This window comes from Celeribacter indicus (assembly GCF_000819565.1).
Taxonomy (GTDB): domain Bacteria; phylum Pseudomonadota; class Alphaproteobacteria; order Rhodobacterales; family Rhodobacteraceae; genus Celeribacter; species Celeribacter indicus.
Genome location: NZ_CP004393.1, coordinates 4,507,302 through 4,529,105, shown reverse-complemented (window position 1 = coordinate 4,529,105; position 21,804 = coordinate 4,507,302). Strand labels below are relative to the sequence as shown.

Sequence of the window (21,804 nt, the reverse complement as noted above, 5' to 3'; positions counted from 1 at the left end):
TTTCGTTTTTCGACCCAATTATGTTTATCATTCGACGTCCGTCATCCGTCCTGCGGATACCGTCGTCCGATCCGCCCGGTTGATTCCGAACGCACCGCGGCTCTTTGCGCCTCGGGTCATCTCGATAGGCATGGGTCAAGACAAAGGTTACCGTGCACGCATACCGTGATCGGTTGCATGCTGTACGGCAGCCTGACCCATGTATATCGCGCCTGACCTGCCGGATCCCGTAAACATGCAAAGACCTCACACCTTGCCTGTATCGGTTTTCGCCCGGTCGGGCGCGGGTTTGTCGGACAGACCGACCCGAAGCACACGCTGTCTGCGTGGTCAGGTCGGACAGCCTGCCGCAGGGTTACCCCTTCCCGACGGCCAAGCCTCAGGAGCACGCAGGGCAGCCGTCGTGGCGCGACGGCAGTTCCGGGCCGGAAGACATCGTCTGCGGCGGCGGAGCGTCCTGCGCGATTCCTGAATGTCCCCCCAAGACGACGTGAATCGCAGGGGCAAGCTAGCAACGCCGCGCGCGGAGTCGCAATGGAACTTCGCGCTTGACTCTGCCTTTACCGGACCCGAATCCGAAAAGCTCTTTTTTCGCGCCAGAGGACGTGTCGAAATTGCCTCATTTCCGCCGATGCACCGCCTCGCATCACCTGCCCTGTTGCCACTCTCGCGAAAGTTTGACTAGCCGCTGCGCCCGCGAAGGATTCGCCGCATTGCGGCGTCGCTCGGAAAGGCGACAAGCCAGTAATTCCAAAAGAAAACGCGCCCGAAGGCGCGTTCTCAAGGCGTTCCGAATGGGGGTCCGGTCCTCAGGCGAGCGCTTTCACGCGTGCCGCGAGGCGGGACATCTTCCGCGAGGCGGTGTTCTTGTGGACGACACCCTTGGTCACCCCGCGCATCAGTTCGGGCTGGGCGGCGCGCAGCGCTTCCTGGGCGGCGGCCTGATCGCCCGAGGCGATGGCTTCCTCCACCTTGCGCAGATAGGTGCGGATGCGGGAGCGGCGGGCCTTGTTGACGTCGGTGCGACGAAGCGCCTGGCGGGCGCGTTTCTTGGACTGGGGCGTATTGGCCATGATCTTTTCCTCTCGTGAGGTCCGTGTTTGCAATTCTCTCGCGCACGCGCCTCACACACCCCTCGACCGGGGCGGGCAATCACAGCCTAAAGCGGGCTCCACGCGCATGTGAGGCGTTCCTTTAGGCGAGAATCGCGCGAAAGGAAAGCCTTTCTTTCCTTCACTTGTCCCGGAATTGCGGCTCGCGCTTCTCGAGGAAGGCTTCCATGCCCTCCTTCTGGTCCTCGGTGGCAAACAGGCCATGGAAACTGGCGCGTTCGAAGCGGATGCCTTCGGCCAGCGGGCTTTCGTAGACGCGGTTCACCGCCTCCTTCGCCGCCAGGACGGAGATCGCGCTCTTCTCCGCGATCTTGCCGGCGGCGGTCAGCGCCTCCTCGAGGAGCTTCTTGGCCGGCACGACGCGCGACACGAGCCCCGTGCGCTCCGCCTCCTCGGCTTCCATGAAGCGACCGGTCAGGATCATTTCCATCGCCTTCGCCTTGCCCACGGCACGCGCCAGGCGCTGCGTACCGCCAAGGCCCGGAATGATCCCGAGATTGATCTCCGGCTGGCCGAACCTTGCGGTGTCCGCGGCGAGAATGATGTCGCACATCATGGCCAGTTCACAGCCGCCGCCGAGCGCATAGCCCGCCACGGCCGCGATCACCGGCTTGCGCGTCGCGGCGATGACGTCGGCCTCCCCGGCAAAGAAATTCTCGCTCTTCGCTTCCGCGAAGCTCTTCTCGGACATTTCCCGGATATCGGCACCGGCAGCAAAGGCCTTTTCCGAGCCGGTGATCACGACGGCCCTGACCTTCGGATCGGCATCGGCCTTGCGCAGCGCGTCGGCAAGTTCGCCGAGGAGTTCCGAATTCAGCGCGTTCAACGCATCGGGACGGTTCAACCGGATGAGTTCGACACCGTCTTCGATCTCGGTGATGAGCGTCTTGTAGGCCACGGGCACCTCCTTCGGCTGGGATGAGGGATGTCGGAAGTGGTAGCAGGAGGCCGCGAGGGATCAAGTCATCTTTGGCATAGGGCGCAAAAGAAAGTCGAGCGTCCCGCCTGCACGATCCGTCGCACCCGGCCGGCGCAGCCGGGCGTCACGCAGTGTGCCCCCTCGCGCCCGTAGACGCGGAAGCTGTGCTGGAAATAGCCCAGCTCCCCGTCCGCCTGCCGGAAATCCCTGAGCGAGGAGCCGCCGGCCTCGATCGCCTCCCCGAGCACGTCGCGGATGATCGGGACCAGCCCGGCGACCCGCGCCTTCGCGATGCGCCCGGCCTTGCGCGCGGGATGGATCCCGGCGCGAAACAGCACCTCGCAGACATAGATGTTGCCGAGGCCCGCAACGATGCGCTGGTCGAGCAGCGCGGATTTGACCGGCGTGTTCTTTCCGTCGAAGGCGGCGATCAGATGCGCCTCGGAAAAGGCGTTGCCGAGCGGCTCCGGCCCGAGACGGGCCAGCAGCGGATGGAGCGCCTCCCGCCCCGTCTCCATCAGGTCCATCGCGCCGAAGCGCCGCGGATCGTTGAAGGTGATGCGCGCGCCGTTGTCCATGTGGAACACAACATGGTCGTGTTTCTGTGCCGCCGGATGGTCGTGCACGAATTGCCCGAGCGGATCGCCCGACACCGTCATTCGCCCCGACATCCCAAGATGGATGAGCAGCGTTTCACCCCGATCGAGGTCGGCGAGGATGTATTTCGACCGACGCCGCAGCCGCTCCACCCGCGCCCCCGTCAGCCGCTCCGCCATGTTCAGGGGCAGCGGCCAGCGCAGATCCGGTCGGTTCACCTCCGCCCGCGCGATCTGCGCCCCCGCCATCGACGGCTCGAGCCCGCGGCGAACCGTCTCGACCTCTGGCAATTCCGGCATTTTGATCCTCCGGTGATTTCACATGCGATTGTCACGCCCGGCATGGGGCCTATAAGAAGGGTGAGTTTCGAGAAAGGTTCAAGAGCGATGAGCGAGAACGGCAAGACCACCCATTTCGGCTTCAGGGACGTGGCGGAGGATCAGAAGGCCGGGCTCGTGCACGGAGTGTTCACCTCTGTCGCGTCCAAATACGACGTCATGAATGACGCGATGTCCATGGGCATTCACCGGATCTGGAAAGATGCGATGATGGACTGGCTCGCCCCCAGGCCGGGCCAGAGACTCCTCGACGTGGCGGGCGGTACGGGCGACATTTCCTTCCGCTTCCTCAGACGTGCGCCGGGCGCGCGCGCCGTCGTGCTCGACATGACGGAATCCATGCTGGTCGAGGGGCGCAAGCGCGCCGAGGCCGAGAAGATGGCCGACAGTCTCGACTGGGTGACGGGCGACGCGATGCGCCTGCCCTTCGAGGCCGGCCAGTTCGATGTCTATACGATCTCCTTCGGCATCCGGAACGTGACGCGGATCGAGGACGCGCTGGCGGAAGCCTACCGCGTGCTGCGTCCCGGCGGGCGCCTGATGGTGCTGGAATTCTCCCAGCTCCCGAACCCGATGATGCAGAAGGCCTATGATCTCTATTCCTTCAACGTCATACCCCGGATGGGGCAGGTGATCGCGGGAGATCGCGACAGCTATCAATATCTCGTGGAAAGCATCCGCAAATTCCCCGATCAGGACACATTTGCCAATATGATCCGGGATGCCGGCTTTTCCAAGGTGAAGTATCGTAATTTGAGCATGGGCATCGCGGCGCTGCATTCGGGGTGGAAAATCTGATGCGCGGCCCCCATAACATCTGGCGGCTGGTACGCACGGGCGCGACCATGGAGCGCACCGGCGCGATGCGGGTGGCGATGGACGCGCTCGAGGCACCGAAGGCGTTTCGCCTTCTCGCCCGTGCGGTGGTCTGGCCCGTTCAGTGGCTCGGCTACAGGGGGGACGAAACGGTTCCGCCCGTACCACGCGCTTTGACCGCCTTGGGGCCCGCATATATCAAATTCGGACAGATCCTGTCGACCCGCCCGGACGTGGTCGGCCCCGAACTCGCGGGCCAGTTGCAGATGCTCCAGGACAAGCTGCCGCCCTTCCCCCGCGAGGTGGCGATCCGCACGATCGAGGCAGAGCTCGGCCTGCCTTTGGCCGAGGCCTTTTCCGACGTCTCCGAACCCGTCGCAGCCGCCTCCATCGCCCAGGTGCACAAGGCGGTGCGTGCCGACACCGGGCAGGCGGTCGCGGTGAAGGTGCTCCGGCCGGGGATCGAGCGCGCCTTCCGCAGGGACATCGACGCCTTCTATTTCGCCGCCTGGATGATCGAGAAACTGTCGCCGGCCTCCCGCCGTCTGCGCCCCACCGACGTGATCGCGCATTTCGAGGGGGTCGTGCACGGCGAGCTTGATCTGCGGCTGGAAAGCGCCTCTGCCTCCGAATTCCTTGCCAATACCGCCGGCGACGAAGGGTTCCGCGTTCCAGCCATCGACTGGGCGTTGTCCTCGCGGCGCGTCATGACGCTCGAATGGGCGGAGGGTATCAGCGCCTCGAATATCGAGGAAATCACCGCCGCCGGCCATGATCGCGCGCTGCTCGGACAACGTGTGCTGCAAATGTTCCTGCGCCACGCCCTGCGCGATGGTTTCTTTCACGCCGACATGCACCAGGGCAATCTCAAGATCGCGCCTGATGGCGACATCATCGCCCTCGACTTCGGCATCATGGGCGTGCTCGATGAATATACACGACGTGTTTATGCGGAAATTCTCTACGGTTTCATCAAGAAAGACTACAAACGTGTCGCGGAGGTCCATTTCGAGGCGGGCTATGTGCCGGCCAATCGCGACGTCGACGAATTCGCCCGCGCGCTGCGTGCGGTCGGCGATCCGATCTTCGGTATGGATGCCAGCCGCATCTCCATGGCGCGGCTCCTGTCTTATCTCTTCGAGGTGACCGAACGGTTCGGGATGGAGACGCGGACGGAACTCATCCTGCTGCAACGCACGATGGTCGTGGTGGAAGGCGTTGCGCGCTCGCTCGACCCGCATATCAACATCTGGGAGGTCGCCAAGCCGGTGGTCGAGGATTACATCCGGTCCAATATCGGGCCGAGGGCCCTGACCCGCGATCTCTGGCGCACGGCGCAGGTGCTGGCGCGCTTTGGGCCGAAGCTGCCCCAGCTTGCCGAAGCCGCGCTGATCGCCCAATCCCGACCCGCCGTTCCGGTGGTTCGGCCGGCGCCGCGCTGGTGGGGGATCGCGGTGTTCTTCGCGGGGGCGCTCACGACAGCGCTCGGGACGACGCTGGCGCTCCTGCTGAGCTGATCTCCGCGCGGGCGGCACTGTCATAAGGCGCCTCCCCCGCCGCCGCCTTCCAGGCACAGTAGCAGGCCATCCGCCAACGGAACACGCCTCGCATCGCGCGATATCGCGCCCGCGTCGCGGCGTCCGGATAGGCCGCCAGCACCTGCTCCTCCTCCGCCTCCGCAAGCGGTCCGTCACCATAGACCTGATGCATCGCGGGCGACAGGGCGATCGCAAGGTCCGCGACCGGATCGCCGAGCGCGGGGCACTGCCAATCGACGAAGCGGACATGACGTCCGTCGCGGATCATGTTGGCCGGTGTCGGGTCGCCATGCAGGAAAACCGCCGGCCCAGGCGCATGGTCTTCCGGAGAGGGGACGGAGGCCAGCAGTTCCCGCGCGATCTCCGTTTCGAGCCCTGCAATGAAGTTTCGACCCTGCGCGATCAAGGCCGCGGGGCGGAGATCGAGGCGGCGCAATCCTTTCGGCGGGCTCACCCCATGCAGGCGGGACAGCGCGATCATGGCCGTCCCGGTAACCTTGCCCAGCCTCCTGCCCGGCAGGAAGCGATAGACAAGGCAGGTGCCGGCCGGGGTGTCGAAGCGAGTCACCAGCCTCGGCGCAAGGTCGCGCCCGGAGAGGGCAGAAAGCACATGGGCTTCGGCGGCGCCGTCATTGGGGAACAGTGGATTCGCCCGCGCCACGTCGTAAAGTTTGAAAACGTAATCGCCGCTCGTCCCCCGCGCCCGCCAAAGCCGATTGCTGCGCCCGCCCGCGAGCGGCAGCCACGTCACCGGTCCGAAGAGGCGGCGGGCTTGAACCCGGATGTCTTCGGGCGGCGCGGCAGGATCGGCGGTCGACATGGCAGGCCTCCGGAGTGTTCCTGTGCATATCTAAAGCCCCACCGCCCCACGCTGCAAGTTCTGACCGGATGTTCAGTCGGGATCGCGCAAGGCAGTCACGTCATGCGACGAGATCTCGTTGCCGCCCTCGAGCACGAGCACGATCTCCCCGTCGTCCGCCCGCGCCTCGATGATCCGAGAATAGGTCTCGACCGGGGTCGTCGAGAGATAATCGTCGCCATAATAATTCTCCAGCTCGAAACTGTAGAGCCCGGTCTTGAAGGCCCTGCCTTCGCCGTCGACCCCGGTCCATTCGATGACCGTGTCCGCCGGTTCCATGTCGAGCGTCTGGACGACCTCCCCTGTCGCATCACGGACGACGAGTCGGGCGACGTTGGCCGACCCCTCCCGATCCGCCTTGAGCAGGATCGGACTTCCATCGAACCAGGCCGCGGCTTCGCTGCGGGCCTCCATCCCGACCCATCCGGAGAGCTGCGAGAACCCGAGGAGGCCGAGTTTCGCGGAAAGGTTTTCGAGCAGGTCATTGGTCAGCACCGCCTGCTCCACGGAGGAGAATGTCGCCAGTTGCACCGCATAGTCCGTGGAGTCTATCGGATTGAGAGGATCCTGGTTTTGCAACTGGACCGTCAGCATCTTGAGAAACGTGTCGAAATCCGAACTCAGGGCACCTGACGCAGCCGGCGCGCCGCCAGTTTTCTGACTGGTCGCGGGAGAGGCGGATGGGGCGGAGGAAACGGCATGTGTCATAAAAGCTCCTGTCAGAGGCGAAGGTCCATACTGCTGTCGGTGCCGAGCGAGAGTCGCGCCGGCGTGACGGAAACGGTGTCGGAAATCCCGCCGGTCTCGGCGATCCGGCCGGACTGAAGGCTGTCCCGATCCGAGGGGCGACGCGGCGTGTCGTTGCGGTTGCCCTGGCCAAAGTTCTGGAAGGAGAAACCGCTGTTCTGATACCCGAGCTGCCTGAATTCAGAGCCCAAGACATCAATGTTACGCCGAAGCAAATCGAGCGTTTCGGGGCGTTCCGCCGCCACGACGACCTGGATCGCGCCGGTCTCAGAAAGATGGAACGACAGGCGCACGCGGCCAAGCTCCTTCGGGTTCAGCGTGATTTCGACCGGCCGCTCCGGCAACTCGCGTGCCAGCTCGGCGATCTGGACCGCGACACGGTTCGGCAGGTCCGGCCGCATTTGCGGGATGGGGATGGCGGAAACTTCCGCCTTGCGCTCCGGTGCTCCGGTCGCCGCCATCATCTCACCAGCGGCAGCATCGATTTCGCCGCCGACCGGCGCCTCACGCGATGTGTTAGGCTCCAGCATGTTTGGGCGGTCCAAGGATACGATTCCTTCTCGCAGCATCGGGTCGCCATCGCTCCGCGCCAGCGTCTCGCCCGGCGGATGCCACTCTGGCCGTTCCGTAAGCATGGTTTCCCCGAGCCACGCCGGATCGGGAGTGCTCCGCGCCGGCACCTCACGCAATGGGTGCCGCTCCGGGGGCACGCTTGTCATCGTGCGCGGGGGAGGTTCGACGGCGCCGGTGGCCGACGCGTCACGCAAGGGATGCCGTTCTGCCCCCTCCGGAGGCATACTCTCCTCACCCGGCGCTGGATCGGTGTCGCTCCCGGCGGGTACGTGGCGCGGTGCAGGCCGCTCCAACACGACCAACCGCTCCGGCGGCGAGGTCTCCCCACGTAGTCGCGGGACTGCCGCATGAGGAATCGGAAGTGCCTCCGCTGGCAGATTTTCTACCGATGAAGCTGTCGGACCGTTACTTTCCGCCGGTCCTTCCCTCAGGCTCGCAGGCAGGGGAAACGCCGAAAACGTTGCGGAGGTAGCCAGTCCGAAGGGTGAAGCGGGAGGCTGTACGAGATCCATGGTCGGTGCGGCACCTTCGCGCGTCAGCCCCGACCGCGGATCCTGTGGCAGTCCGTTGCGGTCCTGATCGCCGGCGGGACCGACATCGGATGTCACCACGCCACCGGCGTCCGGCATCCTCGAAGCAGCACCGGCTCCCTGCACGGGCCGGGCAACGGAGGACGAAGCGATCTCCTTCGTCGTCGCGACGAGGTCCGTTCCGCTGCCCTCCGTGGAGACGGCGAAACTGACCGGCGACACCGCGCTGGGCTGAAGCGGGACAGCGGTCGATACAGTCGCAGACGGATGATCCATACGGATAAACTGCCCCTGTTGTTTGGACTGCACGGGCGATGCGACCGCGTTCTCCGGCTCTGACACGGAAACGATGATGTGAGAGGCCACCTGATCACCCTGCCCCGGATACGTCCTCAATGGACCTATGCGCGCCACGTCTCTCCGCTCCGGCCCTTCCTTCAGCCTGTCCACCGCTGCGGACGTCATGCGGGTGTCCGAAGCTTCGGAGGCAGAAATGGCACGGCTATGCGATATCTCCCTCGCCGCCCGATCCGACACATCCGGTGTCATACCAGCCGTCGCGAAGGCATCCTGCATAGAAACAGAATCGGCGCTCCTGTCGCCATGTGGCGCGGGCCGGCGCGGAGATGCGTCAGACGAAACGCGCGGCATCCGTTCCATGTCCGCACCCCTCTGCCCCGCCTGGTCCCGCGGAAGCGATACCGTCATGGCGACGGTCGGCGCAACCGGGGCGCGTTCCTCAGCGGTTTCCTGGACACCGGCGGCCTCTGTCCCACGCTCCTCCCCGTCGGGCCGGCCCGTCTCCGGCAAGGCGCCTGACGGCAGGGGGAAAATTTTCTTCTCGATCAACTCGTCTATCGGCGCCTCTCCGGGTGGCGTCGCAGGCTCCGGCCTCACCACATCGGACAGAAGCGGGGACAGGAAGGTTGCGAATGGTCCCGCCTCCGTCGTGCGTGCCGCCGCTAGGCTCTCCGCACCCGTATCGTCCGCCAACGGCAGGTCTCTCCCGGACAGCACGGGCGTCGTCTCCGCTTGGGTCCCTTCGTCCCAGGACGTCGTCAGCCTCGCCGAAAAGACCTGTGCGAACGGATCCGACCCTGCTCCCGGAGAGATCCCATCCGCAATCGGCAGCACCGGAGCGGCGCGTGCCTGACCTTGGTCCGCAAGGGCGGGAAGGATGAGGAAGCCGGTCATGTTCGTTTGCATTTGTGTACCCGCAGGTTTCTTTGTCGCAGCCCCAGTATCTTCGCCGAGAGTTACCGCTTCTTTACCGGATCGGGGTACGACTCGGGAAAGTGCCTAGGCTCAGGACTTCGGTAACGGGGGCGTCCCAGTCAAGCGGTTTTGCGCACAACAATTGACCCGCCGTAGAGGTTACTTTGATATACTTGGTGCCGGTCCTGGCTTCCTTCGCGGCCTATAGCTGAGATCCTTGGGGAACATGCTTCGGTTCGTGGTCAGCGCGATGGCTGCCAACATGATGCTGGTTCGATGTAATTCCGATGTGCCCATCTCATAGGCGTGCTTGGCAAAAACCAGCGACAGTCCTGACCACGGCATCATCGGAACCACGTCCCTGCGGGACCTCAAAGGCCTGCGATCAGGCAGGCAACGGGTGGGGTGTCATCCTGTTAGGCAGGGTTTGGCGCCGCATCTGATTGGAAGGTTGTGCCATCGACCCAAATCCGATGCAGTATGACAGCGATGCGGCGTGCGAGGGCGACCATCGCAACTTTGCGTCCGCGCCGCTGCACGAGTTGGGCTCCCCACGTTCTCAGCCAAGTCGATCGGCCACGGTTCATCATGACAGTTGCAGCCTGGCACAACGCCCTTCTCAGATTGACATCGCCAGCTTTGGTTATACCACCCGACACGTCCCGTTCACCGGACTGGTTGCGTGAAGGCGTCAAACCAACCCAGGGTCCGACCCTTTTCGAAGACCGAAAGCGGGCCGGATCATCGACCGCAGCACGAAATGTCAGTGCTACGACGACACCGATTCCTGGCATCGACATAAGGCGTTGGCAAACCGGATCATCCCAGGCCAACCGCCGCACGCACTTTTCGAGATCGGCCAGTTCCTGTCGTAGGGACGCTCGGGCCCGCAGCATCGGTTCAGTCGCGGCTTCCAGCATCGGATTGCCATCTGCCAATTCCCGAATGCGTGTCTCGAACTTGCCGCGGGAGATCGCACCGACCTTGAGGCCAAAGTTCCGCAGCAATCCGCGCACCGACATTTCCAGAGCGATCATGTTCTGCTGGATAGCCTTTCGAGCGCCGAGAACTGCCCGGGTTTCCTGAGCAGAGACGGATTTACAGTGAACCGGGCGGAACCAGCCGAGATGAAGAAGGCGTGCAATCCCTTCTGCATCGCGGCGATCCGTCTTGATCGGCATCGCCTTCAACGCTCCTTTCACCTGGCGCGTTTCCATGAGCACCGCTTCCAGTCCAGCTTCGGTCAGCCCTCTGTGCAGCCATTGCGACAGTGGCCCGGCCTCCAGGCCAATCGCTGCGATACTGCCGTCAAGTTCGTCCAACCAATGCGCCAAAGCTTCCGGTTCACTTTCAGTCTCCGCCTCTTTGACGATCTGGCCATGCTCGCTGACCACACAAACTGCGGTCTTCGCCAACGACACATCCAATCCAATAAATAGCTTCATCCCGTCATCCTCCATCTGGGTTCAATACGGGAATGGCGACAGCGCGGTGCTGATCTGACAAGTGGCAACGGTCGTGCGTGACGCAGGCCCCGTTACAGCATCTCATAGCCAGAAAAGGACGGTTGCGGCGAGGGCGATGGCTGAGAGAAAAACCTTCGGGCACCTGTCGTAGCGGGTTGCAACGCGCCTCCAGTCCTTCAGTCTGCCGAACATGATCTCGATCCGGTTGCGGCGCTTGTAGCGTCGCCGATCGTATCGGACTGGTGTCTTCCGTCCCTTTCGGCCCGGGATGCAGACCCGCAAGCCCTTGTCTTGCAGACTTTCTCTGAGCCAATCGGCATCATAGCCGCGATCGCCGAGAAACCACTTCGCAGGTGGGAGATCGCGCAGCATCGCCCGTGCGCCGGTATAGTCGCTCACTTGGCCCGCGGACATGAAGAAGCGCAGGGGGCGGCCCTCGCCGTCAGTGACCGCGTGGAGCTTTGTGTTCATTCCGCCTTTCGTTCGGCCGATGAGGCGTCCGCGCCCCCCTTTTTTGCTCGCAGGCTGGATGCCGTGCGATGCGCCTTCAGGTAGGTTGCATCGATCATGATGGTCTCGGGCTCAGGGGCCTCCGCGGCCAGCCCCTCGAAGATCCTGGCAAAGACACCGAGCTCGCTCCATCGCTTCCAGCGGTTGTAGAGCGTCTTTGGAGGCCCATACTCCGAAGGCGCGTCACACCACCTCAAGCCGTTGCGATTGATGAAGATAATGCCGCTCAGGACACGACGATCATCAACGCGAGGGCGCCCATGGCTCTTTGGGAAGAAGGGCCGAAGGCGCTCCATCTGCGCCTCCGTCAACCAGAACAAGTTGCTCGTCATATCGGCCTCCTTGCGGAGCCGTGAATCACGACAAGCCCGACAAATCAATGGGTCCTGAGCCTAGGTGAAAGCCTTCACGTCCTGATGCAGGCCGGGGAGCGGCAGATCACGGCTCATCTGCCACCGGGGCCGTCGCTGCGCTTCACGCCGGGCGAGCGTGTCGGCATCGCGTTCCGCGACGGCGAACGGGTGGTGGTGCGATGAGTGACGAAGTTACGCACGCCGCGACGCCGCGCTGGCTCGGGCTCTGGCCCGCAGCGATGCTCTGCTTGTTCTTCCTCGTCCCCTTCTGCATCATGCTCGCGGTTTCTGTCGCCCACCGCGATGTGAGCGGGTTCTACGAATGGGGCTTCGAACCGGACAGCTACGCCCGCTTCCTCTCGGCCTTTTTCGGCAAGGTCATGGCCGTGTCCCTCTCGGTCTCGCTCGCCGCAGCGGCGATCTGCGTCGCGCTCGGCTTTCCCTTCACGGTGTTTCTCGCCTCGATGGGACACAGGACCCAGACGCGAATCCTCGTCGTGCTGCTCTCCGTCCTCGCACTGTCCGAAGTCATCATCGGTTTTTCCCTCTCCACGCTCCTGTCCCGGACCGCCGGGGTCGGCAACCTGTTCCACTGGTTCGGTCTCGTCTCCGACCCGCGCGCCTACACGCCCTCGCTCTTCGCGCTCGTGACCGGGCTGTGCTATATCGGCTTTCCCTTCGCCGTGCTGGTGCTCTACCCGCCCGTCTCTCGGCTCGATCCGGAGATCGTCGAGGCCGCGCGTGTCATGGGCGCCTCCGGCCCGCGCGCGTTCTTCGGAGTGATCGTGCCGAACCTGCGCGGCGCGATCGTCGGCGCCTTCATCCTCGTCTTCGTTTTCACCCTTGGCTCCTACCTGTTGCCGCAGCTTCTCGGGCGATCCGAGCACTGGACCCTGTCCGTGCACATCACGGACCAGGCGATCTACCAGTCGAACCTGCCCTTCGCCGCCGCGATGTCCGTGTTTCTCATGCTGGTCGCCCTGGCGCTCGTCGGCCTCGCCTCGCTGGCAGGCAGAGACAGGGGGGCGGCATGACGCGGATGCTGAAGACCACCTACGTGTTCGTGATCCTCGCCCTGCTCGTCGCGCCGCTCGTGGTGGTGGCCGCGGTGTCGCTCAACGGACCGCAGACGCTGCGCTTCCCGCCGGTCGATCCGTCGCTGCGCTGGTACGGCGAACTGTTCCGGCAGGACGAATGGCTCGTGCCGCTGCGCCACTCCCTTGTCATCGCCGCCTGCGCGGCCGCCCTCGCTGTCGCCGTCGCCCTGCCGCTTGCCCTTTTTGCCTGGCAGAGGCGCGGACCCGCGGTGCGTGTGCTCGCCGGCATCGGCCTCGCGCCTTTTGCCTTGCCGCCGGTGATTTCCGCGCTGGGTTTCATGATCTTCTGGATGACGCTCGGCGGCTACGGCCGGATCTGGGCGACGATCGTCTCCCACGGGATCTTCCTCGTCACCCTTCCGTTCGTCACCGTCTCGCTCGGGCTCAAGGGGATCGACAAGTCTCTGATCGAGGCCGCGCGGGTCATGGGCGCCGGGCGCTGGAACGTCTTCCGGACCGTCCTGCTGCCGTTGCTCGTGCCCTATATCGTCTCGGGCTATGCCTTCGCCTTCGTGCTGAGCCTCAACGAATACATCATCGCCTATATGGTCGCAGGCTTCACCGTGGAAACCCTGCCGATCAAGATCTTCAATGCCCTGCGCTACGGCTATACGCCGATCCTCGCCGTGGTCTCGGTAATCTTTGCCGTTCTGTCCGCTCTGATCTTCGGCCTGATCGGCCGGTTCGGAAACCTGCCGCGGCTTCTGGGGGCCGAAAGGAGCAATCGTGACTGACAAGCACCTCCCCGCCATGATGAAGGCCGCGCTCTGCGATGCGCCCGGCGCGCCGCTGCGTATCGCGGAGATTGCGGTGCCCGTCCCCGGTCCAGGACAGTATCTCGTGCGGCTCGAGTCCTGCGGCATCTGCCATTCCGACCTGCATGTGCAGCGCGGTGAGGAACCGCTGCCGCCGGAGGCATTTCCCCTCTTGCTGGGGCATGAGGGGATCGGCCGGATCGTCGCGGGGGAGGGGCCTCTGCCGCACGGTACACGGGTCGGGCTGCCGTGGCTCTACGAGACCTGTCTTGCCTGCGATCCCTGTCTCACCGGGCGGGAGACCTTCTGTCCGCATCAGAAGGCCCGTGGCCTCGATGCCTTCGGAGCCTTCGCGGAATATGCGCTCGTCGAGGCCGCCTTCGCGACCAGGATACCCGAGGGCATCGACCCGGTGGCGGGTGGACCGCTCCTTTGTGCGGGCCTCACCGCATGGTCGGCGCTCGAGCGGTGCGACGTGCATGCCGGCCAGCGGCTTCTGGTCATCGGTGCGGGCGGGCTCGGTCAGTATGCCATCGCCATCGGCCTTGCGCGCGGGCTGAAGGTGGCCGTGGTCGAGCCGGATGCGGAGAAACGTGCGGAGGCCCGGCGTCACGGCGCCTCCCTCGCCGTCGGTCCGGGACGCGCGGACACGATCCGCGACTGGGGCGGGGCCGATATCACGCTGAATTTCGCACCGACGCCGAAGGTCTGGGATCTGATCGCCGCCGTCGCCAATCCGCTGAGCCAGATCGTCGCCGTCGCGCTCGTCCATGATCCCGTGCCGCTGTCGATGATGTGGCTCATCAACGGCGGCCACCGGGTCACGGGATCCTCCGTCGGCACCCGTGCCGAACTGCGCGCCTTTCTCGATTTTGCCGCGGATCATCCGTTTTCCGTGCCTGTCGAGGTCCTTCCCTTCGAGGAGGTCGGAACCGGTCTCGAACGCCTCGCGCGCGGGGAGGTGCGGGGCCGGCTCGCGCTGCGGTTCGGGGCGGAGGCCTGAGCGCTACATCCGGCTCCACTGATCGGCCAGGATCCACAACGTGCCGCCGACCATGAGCAGGACGATGAGCGCGGTGAAGAGGACGAGCAACAGGTCGTCACGGTGGGAGCGGCGAATGTCGATGTGCAGGAAATAGTGGAAATGCGCCGCGATCTGGATCAGCGCGAGGCCGGCGATACCCGGCATGAGCACCCCGGAAGAAAGCCCGCTCCAGGCGACGAGCGCGAAGGCGAGAGCGGTGGTGACGAGCGTGACCGCCGCGCCCGTCAGGTAGCGCCGCCGTTCCCGCGCGCGCCCGACGTCTTCGCTTTCCGGGGGGCGGCGGGTCATGCGATCACCCCGAACAGGTAGGCGAAGGAAAAGATGCCGACCCAGACCACGTCGAGCAGGTGCCAGTAGAGGCCGAAGCGCATGAGCCGCAGCTTCACCGGTCGCCAGGCGCCGAAGAGGGTGCGCTGGATGCCGAGCACGACCATCCAGACGAGGCCGCCGGCGATGTGAAGCCAGTGGATGCCTGTCAGCAGGAAATAGGCGGACAGGAACCCGCTGCGGGTCGGCGGGGCGGATTTCGTGACGGCGAGTTCATGAAAGTCCCTTGCCTCGAGCCCGAGGAACAGAAGGCCCAGGACGCCGGTGAGACCGAGCCAGAGCGCAAGTCCGCGCGCGTCGTCGTCATATTTGACGCGCAGCATTGCGAGCCCGACCGTGAAGCTCGAGGCGAGCAGGGTGAGGGTCTGGAGGAACGGCATCCTCAGCTCGAACAGATCCGCGGGACCAGGACCGCCGCCGGTGCCGTGAATGGACATCGAGGCATAGACCGCAAGCAGCAGCGCGAAGAGCACGAGGTCGGCCATGAGGAACACCCAGAAGCCGAAGATCGTCGCCTCCGCCTCCAGATGCGTTCCGGGATCGGTGCCGTGAAGGTTGAGGCCGGGATGGAGGTTTCCGTTCATGTCGGCCTCTTCGCGAGACCCGTGTTGCGGGCGCTCGTCTCTCCGTGGCGATCGACGGGGCTGGCCGCGGAGATTTGATCGTGCCAGGCGGCCAGATTTGCCTCGATCCGTGCCACCGGGATCCGTTCCATCGTGTCGCGCCGGAAACTGTGGCCGATCCAGGCCATGATGCCTGCTGACGTGGCGACCACCGCGAGCCACCAGATATGCCAGGTCAGGCCGAAGCCCGTGAGGAAGGCGGCAAGTCCGATCAGAGGAGCTGCGGCGGACCGTGCGGGCATTTCGATGGCGGCGACCGGGCCCGCGCGATCATAGGCGATGCCCTGGGCCTTGTCCTGCCAGAACGTGTCCTGCCCGCTCACCTGCGGCCGGCGGGCGAAGTTGTAGTCGGGGGCCGGGCAGGGCAGAGCCCATTCGAGACTGCGCCCGTCCCACGGATCGCCGACCGGCACGGCAAGCGACGCGCGTCGGGCGACGCTGCGCCGGATCTGCACGATCAGTGCCGCGAAGCCCCCCGCGACGAACAGCGCCCCCAGTCCGGCGGCATGGAGCCAGGGTGTGAAATCCGCGTCGTGCCAGATCGCGACACGCCGGGGCGCGCCCATGAGCCCGAGGATGTAGAGCGGCAGGAAGGCGAGATGGAAGCCGAGGAAGAACAGGAAGAAGGCGACGATGCCGAAGCGCTCCTCGAGCCGGAAGCCGAAGGCTTTCGGAAACCAGAACTGCATTCCGGCGATCATGCCGAAGAGCAGGCCGGGGATGAGCATGTTGTGGAAATGCGCGACGAGGAACAGGGAGTTGTGGACCGCGAAATCGACGGGGGGATTGGCGAGGATCACGCCGGTGACGCCGCCGATCACGAAGGAGAAGATGAACCCCGCCGCGAACAGCATCGGCGCGGTAAAGCGGATGCGCCCGCGCCACATGGTGAGCAGCCAGTCATAAACCTTCACCCCGGTCGGAACGCCGATCAGCATGGTGGCGATGCCGAAAACGGCATTGAGTGGGTCGGTCTGGATCAGATGTGCCGACTGCCGCGCGGCCACCTCGCCTTCCGGGGCCAGCAGGCCCCGCGCCGGCAGGCAGCCTGTCAGCAAGACGCTTGCCACGCAGAGGCCGATCACCAGCCGCCCGCGGCCGAGGCGCCGGGCCTGGCTGTCGCGTGGCGATAGCGGATCTGCGTCCCGGAGCGTCTTCACGTCACTGTCCCCGGCAAGTCTGGCGTCGTCATTCATTCGCTGCTGAAGATCATCCTTCGCGAAGAAGCTGTTTCACGCCGGTCGAATGTCAAACGCCGGCGGGCCGGAACAATTGGAGAGGCGATCCGTTGACCCGCAAACGCCCCTCGCAGGGGCAAAGGAGTTTTCCATGCGCAAGCCCTCCCCCCGGACCCGCCAGCACGATGCCGAAACCCAGGATCCCGACACGCCGTTCTACGACGCCCCGACCGGCGGCTGGGGTTCGGTGAACAGCCTGAGGCGGAACTTCGCGGAGGCCGCACCGCAGGGCGACGTCTTCGAGGTCCTGGCGCGGCACAACAAGCCCGGCGGCGTGATGTGTTCCTCCTGCGCCTGGGCAAAGCCAGCCACTCCGCATACGGCCGAATTCTGCGAGAACGGCGCGAAATCGGTGATGTGGGAACTCGACCGCCGCCGCGCCGATCCCGATTTCTTTGCCGCGCACACCCTGGCCGAGCTGCGAGGCTGGCCCGACCACGATCTGGAAAAGGCCGGCAGGATCACCGAACCGATGCGCTACGACGCCGAAAGCGATGCTTATCGCCCGGTCGACTGGGACACCGCCTTCGAGGAGATCGGCGCGGAACTCTCAAAGCTCGCGCCGAAGGAAGCGGTGTTCTATTCCTCCGGCCATGCCGGGCTGGAGACCTCCTATCTCTATGCGCTTTTCGCCCGTGCGATGGGCCACCAGAACCTGCCGCAATCGTCGAACATGTGCCACGAGACGACCAGCGTGAACCTCAAGAACACCATCGGCACGCCCGTCGGCACCTGCACGCTCGAGGATTTCGACCATTGCGACGCGATCTTCTTTTTCGGGCAGAACACCGGCTCGAACAGCCCGCGTTTCCTGCACACGCTGAAGGCTGCGGTAAAGCGCGGCTGCAAGATCGTGACCTTCAACCCGCTGCGCGAACGCGGGCTGATCGAATTCGTCGATCCGCAAAATCCGGTGCAGATGACGGTGGGTAAACCGACCAGGATCTCGGATCACTATTACCAGCTGCGCCCCGGCGGCGATGTCGCGGTCCTCGCGGGGCTGATGAAATGCGTGCTCGCCGCAGAGGAGGCCGCGCCCGGCACAGTGCTCGATCACGATTTCATCGCGGATCACACGACCGGCTTCGCGGAACTGGAGGCGGCGCTCGTCGCCCTGAGTTGGGAGGAGATCGAGCGTCAGTCGGGCCTGGCCCGCGCGATGATCGAGGAGGCGGCGGGTGTCTATCTGGCGGCCGAGAAGGTCATCGGCATCTATGGCATGGGTCTCACCCAGCATGTCAACGGTTGGCTCAATCTGGGGATGTATTGCAATTTCCTCATGCTGCGCGGCAATATCGGCCGCCTCGGCGCCGGGATCTCGCCCGTGCGCGGCCATTCGAACGTGCAGGGGCAGCGCACCGTTGGCATCGGAGAGAAGTCCTCCCATATGCCCGCGGACAAGCTCCGAACGCTCTTCGACATCGAGCCGCCGGAGGAGGACGGGATGAACGCGGTCGAGGCCTGCGAGGCGCTGCTCGAGGGCCGGATGAAGGCGCTGATCTCCCTCGGCGGCAACCTCGTGCGCGCCCTGCCCGACCGCGCGCGCATGGAAGAGGCCTGGCCGAAGATGCGGCTCACCGTCTATATTGCGACGAAGCCCAACCGCTCGCATCTCACGCCCGGCGAGGTTTCCTATCTTCTTCCCTGTCTCGGGCGCACCGACGAGGACATCCAGGCCACCGGCAGGCAGGCGATTTCGATGGAGGACACGTTTTCGCATATCTACGGTTCCGTCGGCCGGGCGGAACCTGCCTCGGAACATCTGAAATCCGAAACCGACATCGTCGCCGGAATCGCCAAGGCGACCTTGCCCGAGAATCCGAAGCTGAAATGGGACGATTGGGTGGCCGATTACGGCCTCGTGCGCGACCTGATCGAGCAGACATTTCCCGACGATTTCGCCGGTTTCAACGAACGGCTGTTCCAGCCCGGCGGCTTCTACCGCGGCAATCCGGCGCGCGAGCGCATCTGGAAGACGGAGAGCGGCAAGGCACAGTTCACGACGCCGACGACGCTCAGCGCGCTCGGTGACTCGCCGGAGGGTGCGGATGTGATGACGCTCGTCACCCTGCGCTCGAACGACCAGTTCAACACCACGATCTACGGCTATCGCGACCGCCTGCGCGGGCTCGAGGGCAGTCGTATGGTGATGCTCGTGAACCGCGACGAGATGGCGCGTCTCGGACTCGGGGAAGGGGAGACGATCAGCCTGCGCTGTGCCATCGAAGATGGGGTGGAGCGCAGGGTGGAGGGACTGGTGGTGACGCCCTACGACCTGCCGGAGGGCTGCGTTGCGGGCTATTATCCCGAGCTCAACCCGCTCGTGCCGCTGGCCTATCACGAAAAGAACTCGAAGACGCCGGCCTACAAGGGGACTCCGGTGCAGATCCTGCGTTCGTCCGCGGCCTGACCTCGGTCACAGGATCGCGAGCCGGATCGCGTAGGCAACCGCCCCCACCGCGGCGACGCCTGCGATCCACAGCAGCGCGAACCAGCCGATCCTCATGGCCCAGCGTCTCAATGGTAACCCTCGTCGGGATTGATCTTGCCGCGGAACACCCAATAGGCGTAGGCGGTATAGGCGAGGATGATCGGCACGAGGACGAGCGTGCCCACGAGGGCGAATTTCAGGCTGTCGTCGGGCGCGGCGGCCTCGACGATGGTGAGGTGGGGCGGCACCATCATCGGATAGAAGCTGATCCCGATCCCCACGAAGGCCAGCACGAAAAGCGACAGCGACATGAGGAACGGCCAGAGTTCGTCCCCGCGCGTGAGTCCGATCCACAGACGCGCCGCTGCCAGCAGGACGAGAAGCGGCACCACATAGGAATAGGCCGCCGCCGGGAAGGTGAACCAGCGCGTCCAGTATTCCGCGTTCAGGAACGGGGTGAAGACGGAAACGAGGCCGAGAAAGGCGAGGGTCGCCACGGAAAGCGGCTTTGCAAGCCCGCGCATATGCGCCTGGACCCGGCCGACGAGCTTGAGATTGAGCCAGGTCGCCCCGAGAAGGGCGTATCCGACCGGCACGGCGATGGCGGTCAGCACCGAGAAGGGCGTGATCCAGTCGAAGGGCCCTGCGGCGGCGGCGCGGCCGGACATCTCGATCCCCTGCACGAGCCGTCCGAGCGCGAAGCCCTGCATCATCGCCGCCGCGAGCGAACCGCCGAAGAAGGCGTGGTCCCAGATCCGCTTCCACCGCACCGTGCGCCAGCGGTATTCGAAGGCGACTCCTCGGAAGATCAGCGCAAGCAGCATGACGATGATCGGGATGTAGAGCGCGGGCATCACGACGGCATAGGCCAGCGGGAACACCGCGAAAAGCCCGCCGCCGCCGAGCACCAGCCAGGTCTCGTTGCCGTCCCACACGGGGGCGACGGAATTCATCATCTGGTCCCGCTCCGCCTCGTCGCGTGCCAGCGGGAACAGGATGCCGACGCCGAGGTCGAAGCCGTCGAGCACGACATAGGTGATGACGGCAAAGGCGATGATCCCCGCCCAGATGAAGGAAAGCTCAAGTCCGAACATCTTTCATTCCTCCCTGTCGTCGGGGTCTTCGGCGGGGCCGGGGGTGATGCCCGCCGTGCGGATCGGCCCGTCGCGCAGCCCGAGCCGCGCCGTGCCCGGTGCGGTCCGCATCATTCGAAGCAGGTAATAGGTGCCCGCCCCGAAGACGAAGAAATAGACGACGATGAAGGCGACGAGCGATGTCGCGACCGTGCCGGCGTCGAGTGGCGAATGGCTCTCGGAGGTGCGCATATGGCCGTAGACGGTCCAGGGTTGCCGTCCCACCTCCGTGGTGATCCAGCCGGCGAGGACCGCGATGAACCCCGTGGGACCGAAGAGTATCGCCACCCCGTGCAGCCAGCGGGTGTCGTAGAGCCGCCCGCGCCAGCGCGCCCAGAGCCCCCAGAGGCCGAGCCCGAGGAAGCCGAAGCCGAGCGCGACCATCACGCGGAAGGACCAGAACACGATGGCGACCGGGGGCTCCTCGTCGTCGGGAATGGTGTCGAGCCCGTCGAGCGGCGCGTTCAGGTCGTGCCTGAGGATGAGGGAGGAGAGTTTCGGGATCTGGATCGCGTATCTCATCTCTCCCGCCGCCTGGTCGGGAATGCCGAAGAGGATGAGCGGCGCGCCCTCCGGATGACTTTCGAAATGCCCCTCCATCGCCATCACCTTTGCCGGCTGATGTTCGAGCGTATTGAGCCCGTGCTGGTCGCCCGCGAGGATCTGGATCGGGGCGACGAGGACGAGCATCCACATCGCCATGGAGAACATCATGCGCGCGCCGTGATTGGCCCGGTCGCGCAGCAGGTGGTAGCCACCCGCCCCGCCCACCACAAGCGCGGTGGTGAGATAGGCGGCGAGCACCATGTGCACGAGCCGGTAGGGGAAGGAGGGAGAAAAGACGATGGCCCACCAGTCGACGGGAACGAACTGCCCGTTCTCCGCGATGTCGAACCCCACCGGCGTGTGCATCCAGCTGTTCACCGACAGGATCCATGTGGCGGAGATCAGCGTGCCGATCGCCACCATCAGCGTCGCGATCATGTGCAGCCCGTCCCCCACGCGGCTGCGCCCGAAGAGCATGATGCCGAGGAAGCCCGCCTCGAGGAAGAAGGCGGTGAGCACCTCATAGGCCATGAGCGGCCCGATCACCGGCCCGGCGCGGTCGGAAAAGACCGACCAGTTGGTGCCGAACTGGTAGGACATGACGATGCCGGAGACGACGCCCATGCCGAAGGCGACGGCAAAGATCTTTTTCCAATGGTCGAAAAGCTCGAGGAAGACGTCGCGCCGCGTGGTCAGCCACAGACCGTTGAGCACCGCGAGATAGCTGGCAAGCCCGATCGAAAAGGCCGGGAAGATGATGTGAAACGACACGGTGAAGGCGAACTGGAACCGTGCCAGCAGTTCGGCATCGAGCATGGCATCCCCCGGCTATGCGTTTCCCTCTCGGGCCGGCGACCGGATCCGCGTGGCGGCGGCGTGGTGCCTCCCGCGGATCTCCTTGCCGGTCGAATTAGGGCGCGCGCGCGGAGGGTCCACCTTTCCGCGATGCGACAAACCGGCGCGCCGGCCTCTCCGGTCCGCCGCGCGGAACAATCCCACGGTGCCCGTGTTGCTACTGCACAGGCGCGGCGGGTTT

20 protein-coding genes are annotated in these 21,804 nt (G+C 65.0%); 6 read left to right on the top strand and 14 right to left on the bottom strand.

The window, feature by feature from the left end; genetic code table 11:
* Window positions 1-809: 809 nt before the first annotated feature.
* The 3 genes from rpsT to mutM form a co-directional block, all read right to left on the bottom strand.
* Window positions 810-1,073, bottom strand: a complete 264-nt coding sequence (gene rpsT / locus P73_RS22120) for a 30S ribosomal protein S20 (protein WP_043871253.1) — start codon at window positions 1,071-1,073, stop codon at window positions 810-812.
* 160 nt (window positions 1,074-1,233) lie between these two features.
* Window positions 1,234-2,010: an enoyl-CoA hydratase gene (locus P73_RS22115; protein WP_043871252.1), complete on the bottom strand. Its 777-nt coding sequence runs from the start codon at window positions 2,008-2,010 to the stop codon at window positions 1,234-1,236.
* 65 nt (window positions 2,011-2,075) lie between these two features.
* On the bottom strand, window positions 2,076-2,927 hold the full coding sequence (mutM, locus tag P73_RS22110) for a bifunctional DNA-formamidopyrimidine glycosylase/DNA-(apurinic or apyrimidinic site) lyase (protein WP_043871251.1): 852 nt from the start codon (window positions 2,925-2,927) through the stop codon (window positions 2,076-2,078).
* Window positions 2,928-3,014: 87 nt separating this feature from the next.
* Between mutM and ubiE the strand changes: the two genes are divergently transcribed.
* Window positions 3,015-3,764: a bifunctional demethylmenaquinone methyltransferase/2-methoxy-6-polyprenyl-1,4-benzoquinol methylase UbiE gene (ubiE, locus tag P73_RS22105; RefSeq protein WP_043871250.1), complete on the top strand. Its 750-nt coding sequence runs from the start codon at window positions 3,015-3,017 to the stop codon at window positions 3,762-3,764.
* The gene (ubiB, locus tag P73_RS22100) at window positions 3,764-5,299 is read left to right on the top strand and encodes a 2-polyprenylphenol 6-hydroxylase (RefSeq protein ID WP_043871249.1); all 1,536 of its coding nucleotides are present in this window, start codon (window positions 3,764-3,766) and stop codon (window positions 5,297-5,299) included. Before ubiE ends, ubiB begins: the two co-directional genes overlap by 1 nt.
* Here the strand turns inward: ubiB and P73_RS22095 are convergent.
* The 5 genes from P73_RS22095 to P73_RS25250 all read right to left on the bottom strand — a co-directional run bounded on the left by P73_RS22095 (window position 5,256) and on the right by P73_RS25250 (window position 11,552).
* Complete coding sequence (locus tag P73_RS22095; protein WP_052453517.1) at window positions 5,256-6,140, bottom strand: aminoglycoside phosphotransferase family protein; 885 nt, start codon at window positions 6,138-6,140, stop codon at window positions 5,256-5,258. The two genes, ubiB and P73_RS22095, sit on opposite strands and share 44 nt — an antisense overlap.
* Window positions 6,141-6,212: 72 nt before the next feature.
* Window positions 6,213-6,887 (bottom strand): flagellar hook capping FlgD N-terminal domain-containing protein, encoded by a 675-nt coding sequence (locus P73_RS22090; RefSeq protein WP_043871248.1) that lies wholly within the window; start codon window positions 6,885-6,887, stop codon window positions 6,213-6,215.
* An 11-nt stretch (window positions 6,888-6,898) separates the two neighbouring features.
* Window positions 6,899-9,223 carry a flagellar hook-length control protein FliK gene (locus P73_RS24645; RefSeq protein WP_158401972.1) on the bottom strand — a complete coding sequence of 775 codons (2,325 nt, stop codon included), beginning with the start codon at window positions 9,221-9,223 and terminating at the stop codon, window positions 6,899-6,901.
* A gap of 437 nt (window positions 9,224-9,660) precedes the next feature.
* Window positions 9,661-10,689 (bottom strand): IS110 family RNA-guided transposase, encoded by a 1,029-nt coding sequence (locus P73_RS22080; RefSeq protein ID WP_043867978.1) that lies wholly within the window; start codon window positions 10,687-10,689, stop codon window positions 9,661-9,663.
* 102 nt (window positions 10,690-10,791) lie between these two features.
* Window positions 10,792-11,552 (bottom strand): IS5 family transposase gene (locus P73_RS25250; RefSeq protein WP_139267087.1). Its coding sequence is split into 2 segments (ribosomal slippage): window positions 10,792-11,228 and window positions 11,228-11,552, totalling 762 coding nucleotides; the frame shifts between segments, so codons are not numbered across the junction.
* Between the two features lie 200 nt (window positions 11,553-11,752).
* Between P73_RS25250 and P73_RS22065 the strand changes: the two genes are divergently transcribed.
* Genes P73_RS22065 through P73_RS22055 form a run of 3 tightly spaced genes read left to right on the top strand, consistent with a single transcriptional unit; the run spans window position 11,753 to window position 14,428 of the window.
* Complete coding sequence (locus P73_RS22065) at window positions 11,753-12,607, top strand: ABC transporter permease (protein WP_043871247.1); 855 nt, start codon at window positions 11,753-11,755, stop codon at window positions 12,605-12,607.
* Entirely contained in the window at window positions 12,604-13,404 is an 801-nt protein-coding gene (locus tag P73_RS22060) for an ABC transporter permease (RefSeq protein WP_043871246.1), read from the top strand. Before P73_RS22065 ends, P73_RS22060 begins: the two co-directional genes overlap by 4 nt.
* Window positions 13,397-14,428 (top strand): alcohol dehydrogenase catalytic domain-containing protein, encoded by a 1,032-nt coding sequence (locus P73_RS22055; protein WP_139267086.1) that lies wholly within the window; start codon window positions 13,397-13,399, stop codon window positions 14,426-14,428. The genes P73_RS22060 and P73_RS22055 overlap by 8 nt, the downstream gene beginning before the upstream one ends.
* Window positions 14,429-14,431: 3 nt before the next feature.
* Here P73_RS22055 and P73_RS22050 read toward each other — a convergent pair whose 3' ends face one another.
* From P73_RS22050 to P73_RS22040, 3 genes are read right to left on the bottom strand one after another with little or no spacing between them, the layout of a single operon-like run.
* On the bottom strand, window positions 14,432-14,758 hold the full coding sequence (locus tag P73_RS22050; protein WP_043871245.1) for a cytochrome o ubiquinol oxidase subunit IV: 327 nt from the start codon (window positions 14,756-14,758) through the stop codon (window positions 14,432-14,434).
* On the bottom strand, window positions 14,755-15,381 hold the full coding sequence (locus P73_RS22045) for a cytochrome c oxidase subunit 3 (protein ID WP_043871244.1): 627 nt from the start codon (window positions 15,379-15,381) through the stop codon (window positions 14,755-14,757). Before P73_RS22045 ends, P73_RS22050 begins: the two co-directional genes overlap by 4 nt.
* Window positions 15,378-16,616 (bottom strand): cbb3-type cytochrome c oxidase subunit I, encoded by a 1,239-nt coding sequence (locus P73_RS22040; protein ID WP_052453514.1) that lies wholly within the window; start codon window positions 16,614-16,616, stop codon window positions 15,378-15,380. The genes P73_RS22045 and P73_RS22040 overlap by 4 nt, the downstream gene beginning before the upstream one ends.
* A 133-nt stretch (window positions 16,617-16,749) precedes the next feature.
* Here P73_RS22040 and P73_RS22035 point away from each other — a divergent pair, with 133 nt between their 5' ends.
* Complete coding sequence (locus P73_RS22035; protein ID WP_043871243.1) at window positions 16,750-19,068, top strand: FdhF/YdeP family oxidoreductase; 2,319 nt, start codon at window positions 16,750-16,752, stop codon at window positions 19,066-19,068.
* A 6-nt stretch (window positions 19,069-19,074) separates the two neighbouring features.
* On the opposite strand, the gene P73_RS25800 is transcribed toward P73_RS22035, so the two are convergent.
* From P73_RS25800 to P73_RS22025, 3 genes are read right to left on the bottom strand one after another with little or no spacing between them, the layout of a single operon-like run.
* Window positions 19,075-19,179, bottom strand: a complete 105-nt coding sequence (locus P73_RS25800) for a DUF2474 family protein (RefSeq protein WP_245629213.1) — start codon at window positions 19,177-19,179, stop codon at window positions 19,075-19,077.
* Window positions 19,176-20,183: a cytochrome d ubiquinol oxidase subunit II gene (gene cydB / locus P73_RS22030; RefSeq protein WP_043871242.1), complete on the bottom strand. Its 1,008-nt coding sequence runs from the start codon at window positions 20,181-20,183 to the stop codon at window positions 19,176-19,178. The genes P73_RS25800 and cydB overlap by 4 nt, the downstream gene beginning before the upstream one ends.
* A 3-nt stretch (window positions 20,184-20,186) precedes the next feature.
* Window positions 20,187-21,584 (bottom strand): cytochrome ubiquinol oxidase subunit I, encoded by a 1,398-nt coding sequence (locus P73_RS22025; RefSeq protein ID WP_043871241.1) that lies wholly within the window; start codon window positions 21,582-21,584, stop codon window positions 20,187-20,189.
* Window positions 21,585-21,804: the final 220 nt, after the last annotated feature.

Bases quoted from the DNA above. Each gene is read 5' to 3' on its own strand.
- P73_RS22025 (WP_043871241.1), bottom strand. From the start codon at position 21,584: ATGCTCGATGCCGAACTGCTGGCACGGTTCCAGTTCGCCTTCACCGTG.
- P73_RS22040 (WP_052453514.1), bottom strand. From the start codon at position 16,616: ATGAATGACGACGCCAGACTTGCCGGGGACAGTGACGTGAAGACGCTC.
- cydB (WP_043871242.1), bottom strand. From the start codon at position 20,183: ATGTTCGGACTTGAGCTTTCCTTCATCTGGGCGGGGATCATCGCCTTT.
- P73_RS22045 (WP_043871244.1), bottom strand. From the start codon at position 15,381: ATGAACGGAAACCTCCATCCCGGCCTCAACCTTCACGGCACCGATCCC.
- P73_RS22035 (WP_043871243.1), top strand. From the start codon at position 16,750: ATGCGCAAGCCCTCCCCCCGGACCCGCCAGCACGATGCCGAAACCCAG.
- P73_RS24645 (WP_158401972.1), bottom strand. From the start codon at position 9,223: ATGACCGGCTTCCTCATCCTTCCCGCCCTTGCGGACCAAGGTCAGGCA.
- P73_RS22065 (WP_043871247.1), top strand. From the start codon at position 11,753: ATGAGTGACGAAGTTACGCACGCCGCGACGCCGCGCTGGCTCGGGCTC.
- P73_RS22050 (WP_043871245.1), bottom strand. From the start codon at position 14,758: ATGACCCGCCGCCCCCCGGAAAGCGAAGACGTCGGGCGCGCGCGGGAA.
- P73_RS22090 (WP_043871248.1), bottom strand. From the start codon at position 6,887: ATGACACATGCCGTTTCCTCCGCCCCATCCGCCTCTCCCGCGACCAGT.
- rpsT (WP_043871253.1), bottom strand. From the start codon at position 1,073: ATGGCCAATACGCCCCAGTCCAAGAAACGCGCCCGCCAGGCGCTTCGT.
- ubiE (WP_043871250.1), top strand. From the start codon at position 3,015: ATGAGCGAGAACGGCAAGACCACCCATTTCGGCTTCAGGGACGTGGCG.
- P73_RS22095 (WP_052453517.1), bottom strand. From the start codon at position 6,140: ATGTCGACCGCCGATCCTGCCGCGCCGCCCGAAGACATCCGGGTTCAA.
- P73_RS22060 (WP_043871246.1), top strand. From the start codon at position 12,604: ATGACGCGGATGCTGAAGACCACCTACGTGTTCGTGATCCTCGCCCTG.
- mutM (WP_043871251.1), bottom strand. From the start codon at position 2,927: ATGCCGGAATTGCCAGAGGTCGAGACGGTTCGCCGCGGGCTCGAGCCG.
- P73_RS22080 (WP_043867978.1), bottom strand. From the start codon at position 10,689: ATGAAGCTATTTATTGGATTGGATGTGTCGTTGGCGAAGACCGCAGTT.
- ubiB (WP_043871249.1), top strand. From the start codon at position 3,764: ATGCGCGGCCCCCATAACATCTGGCGGCTGGTACGCACGGGCGCGACC.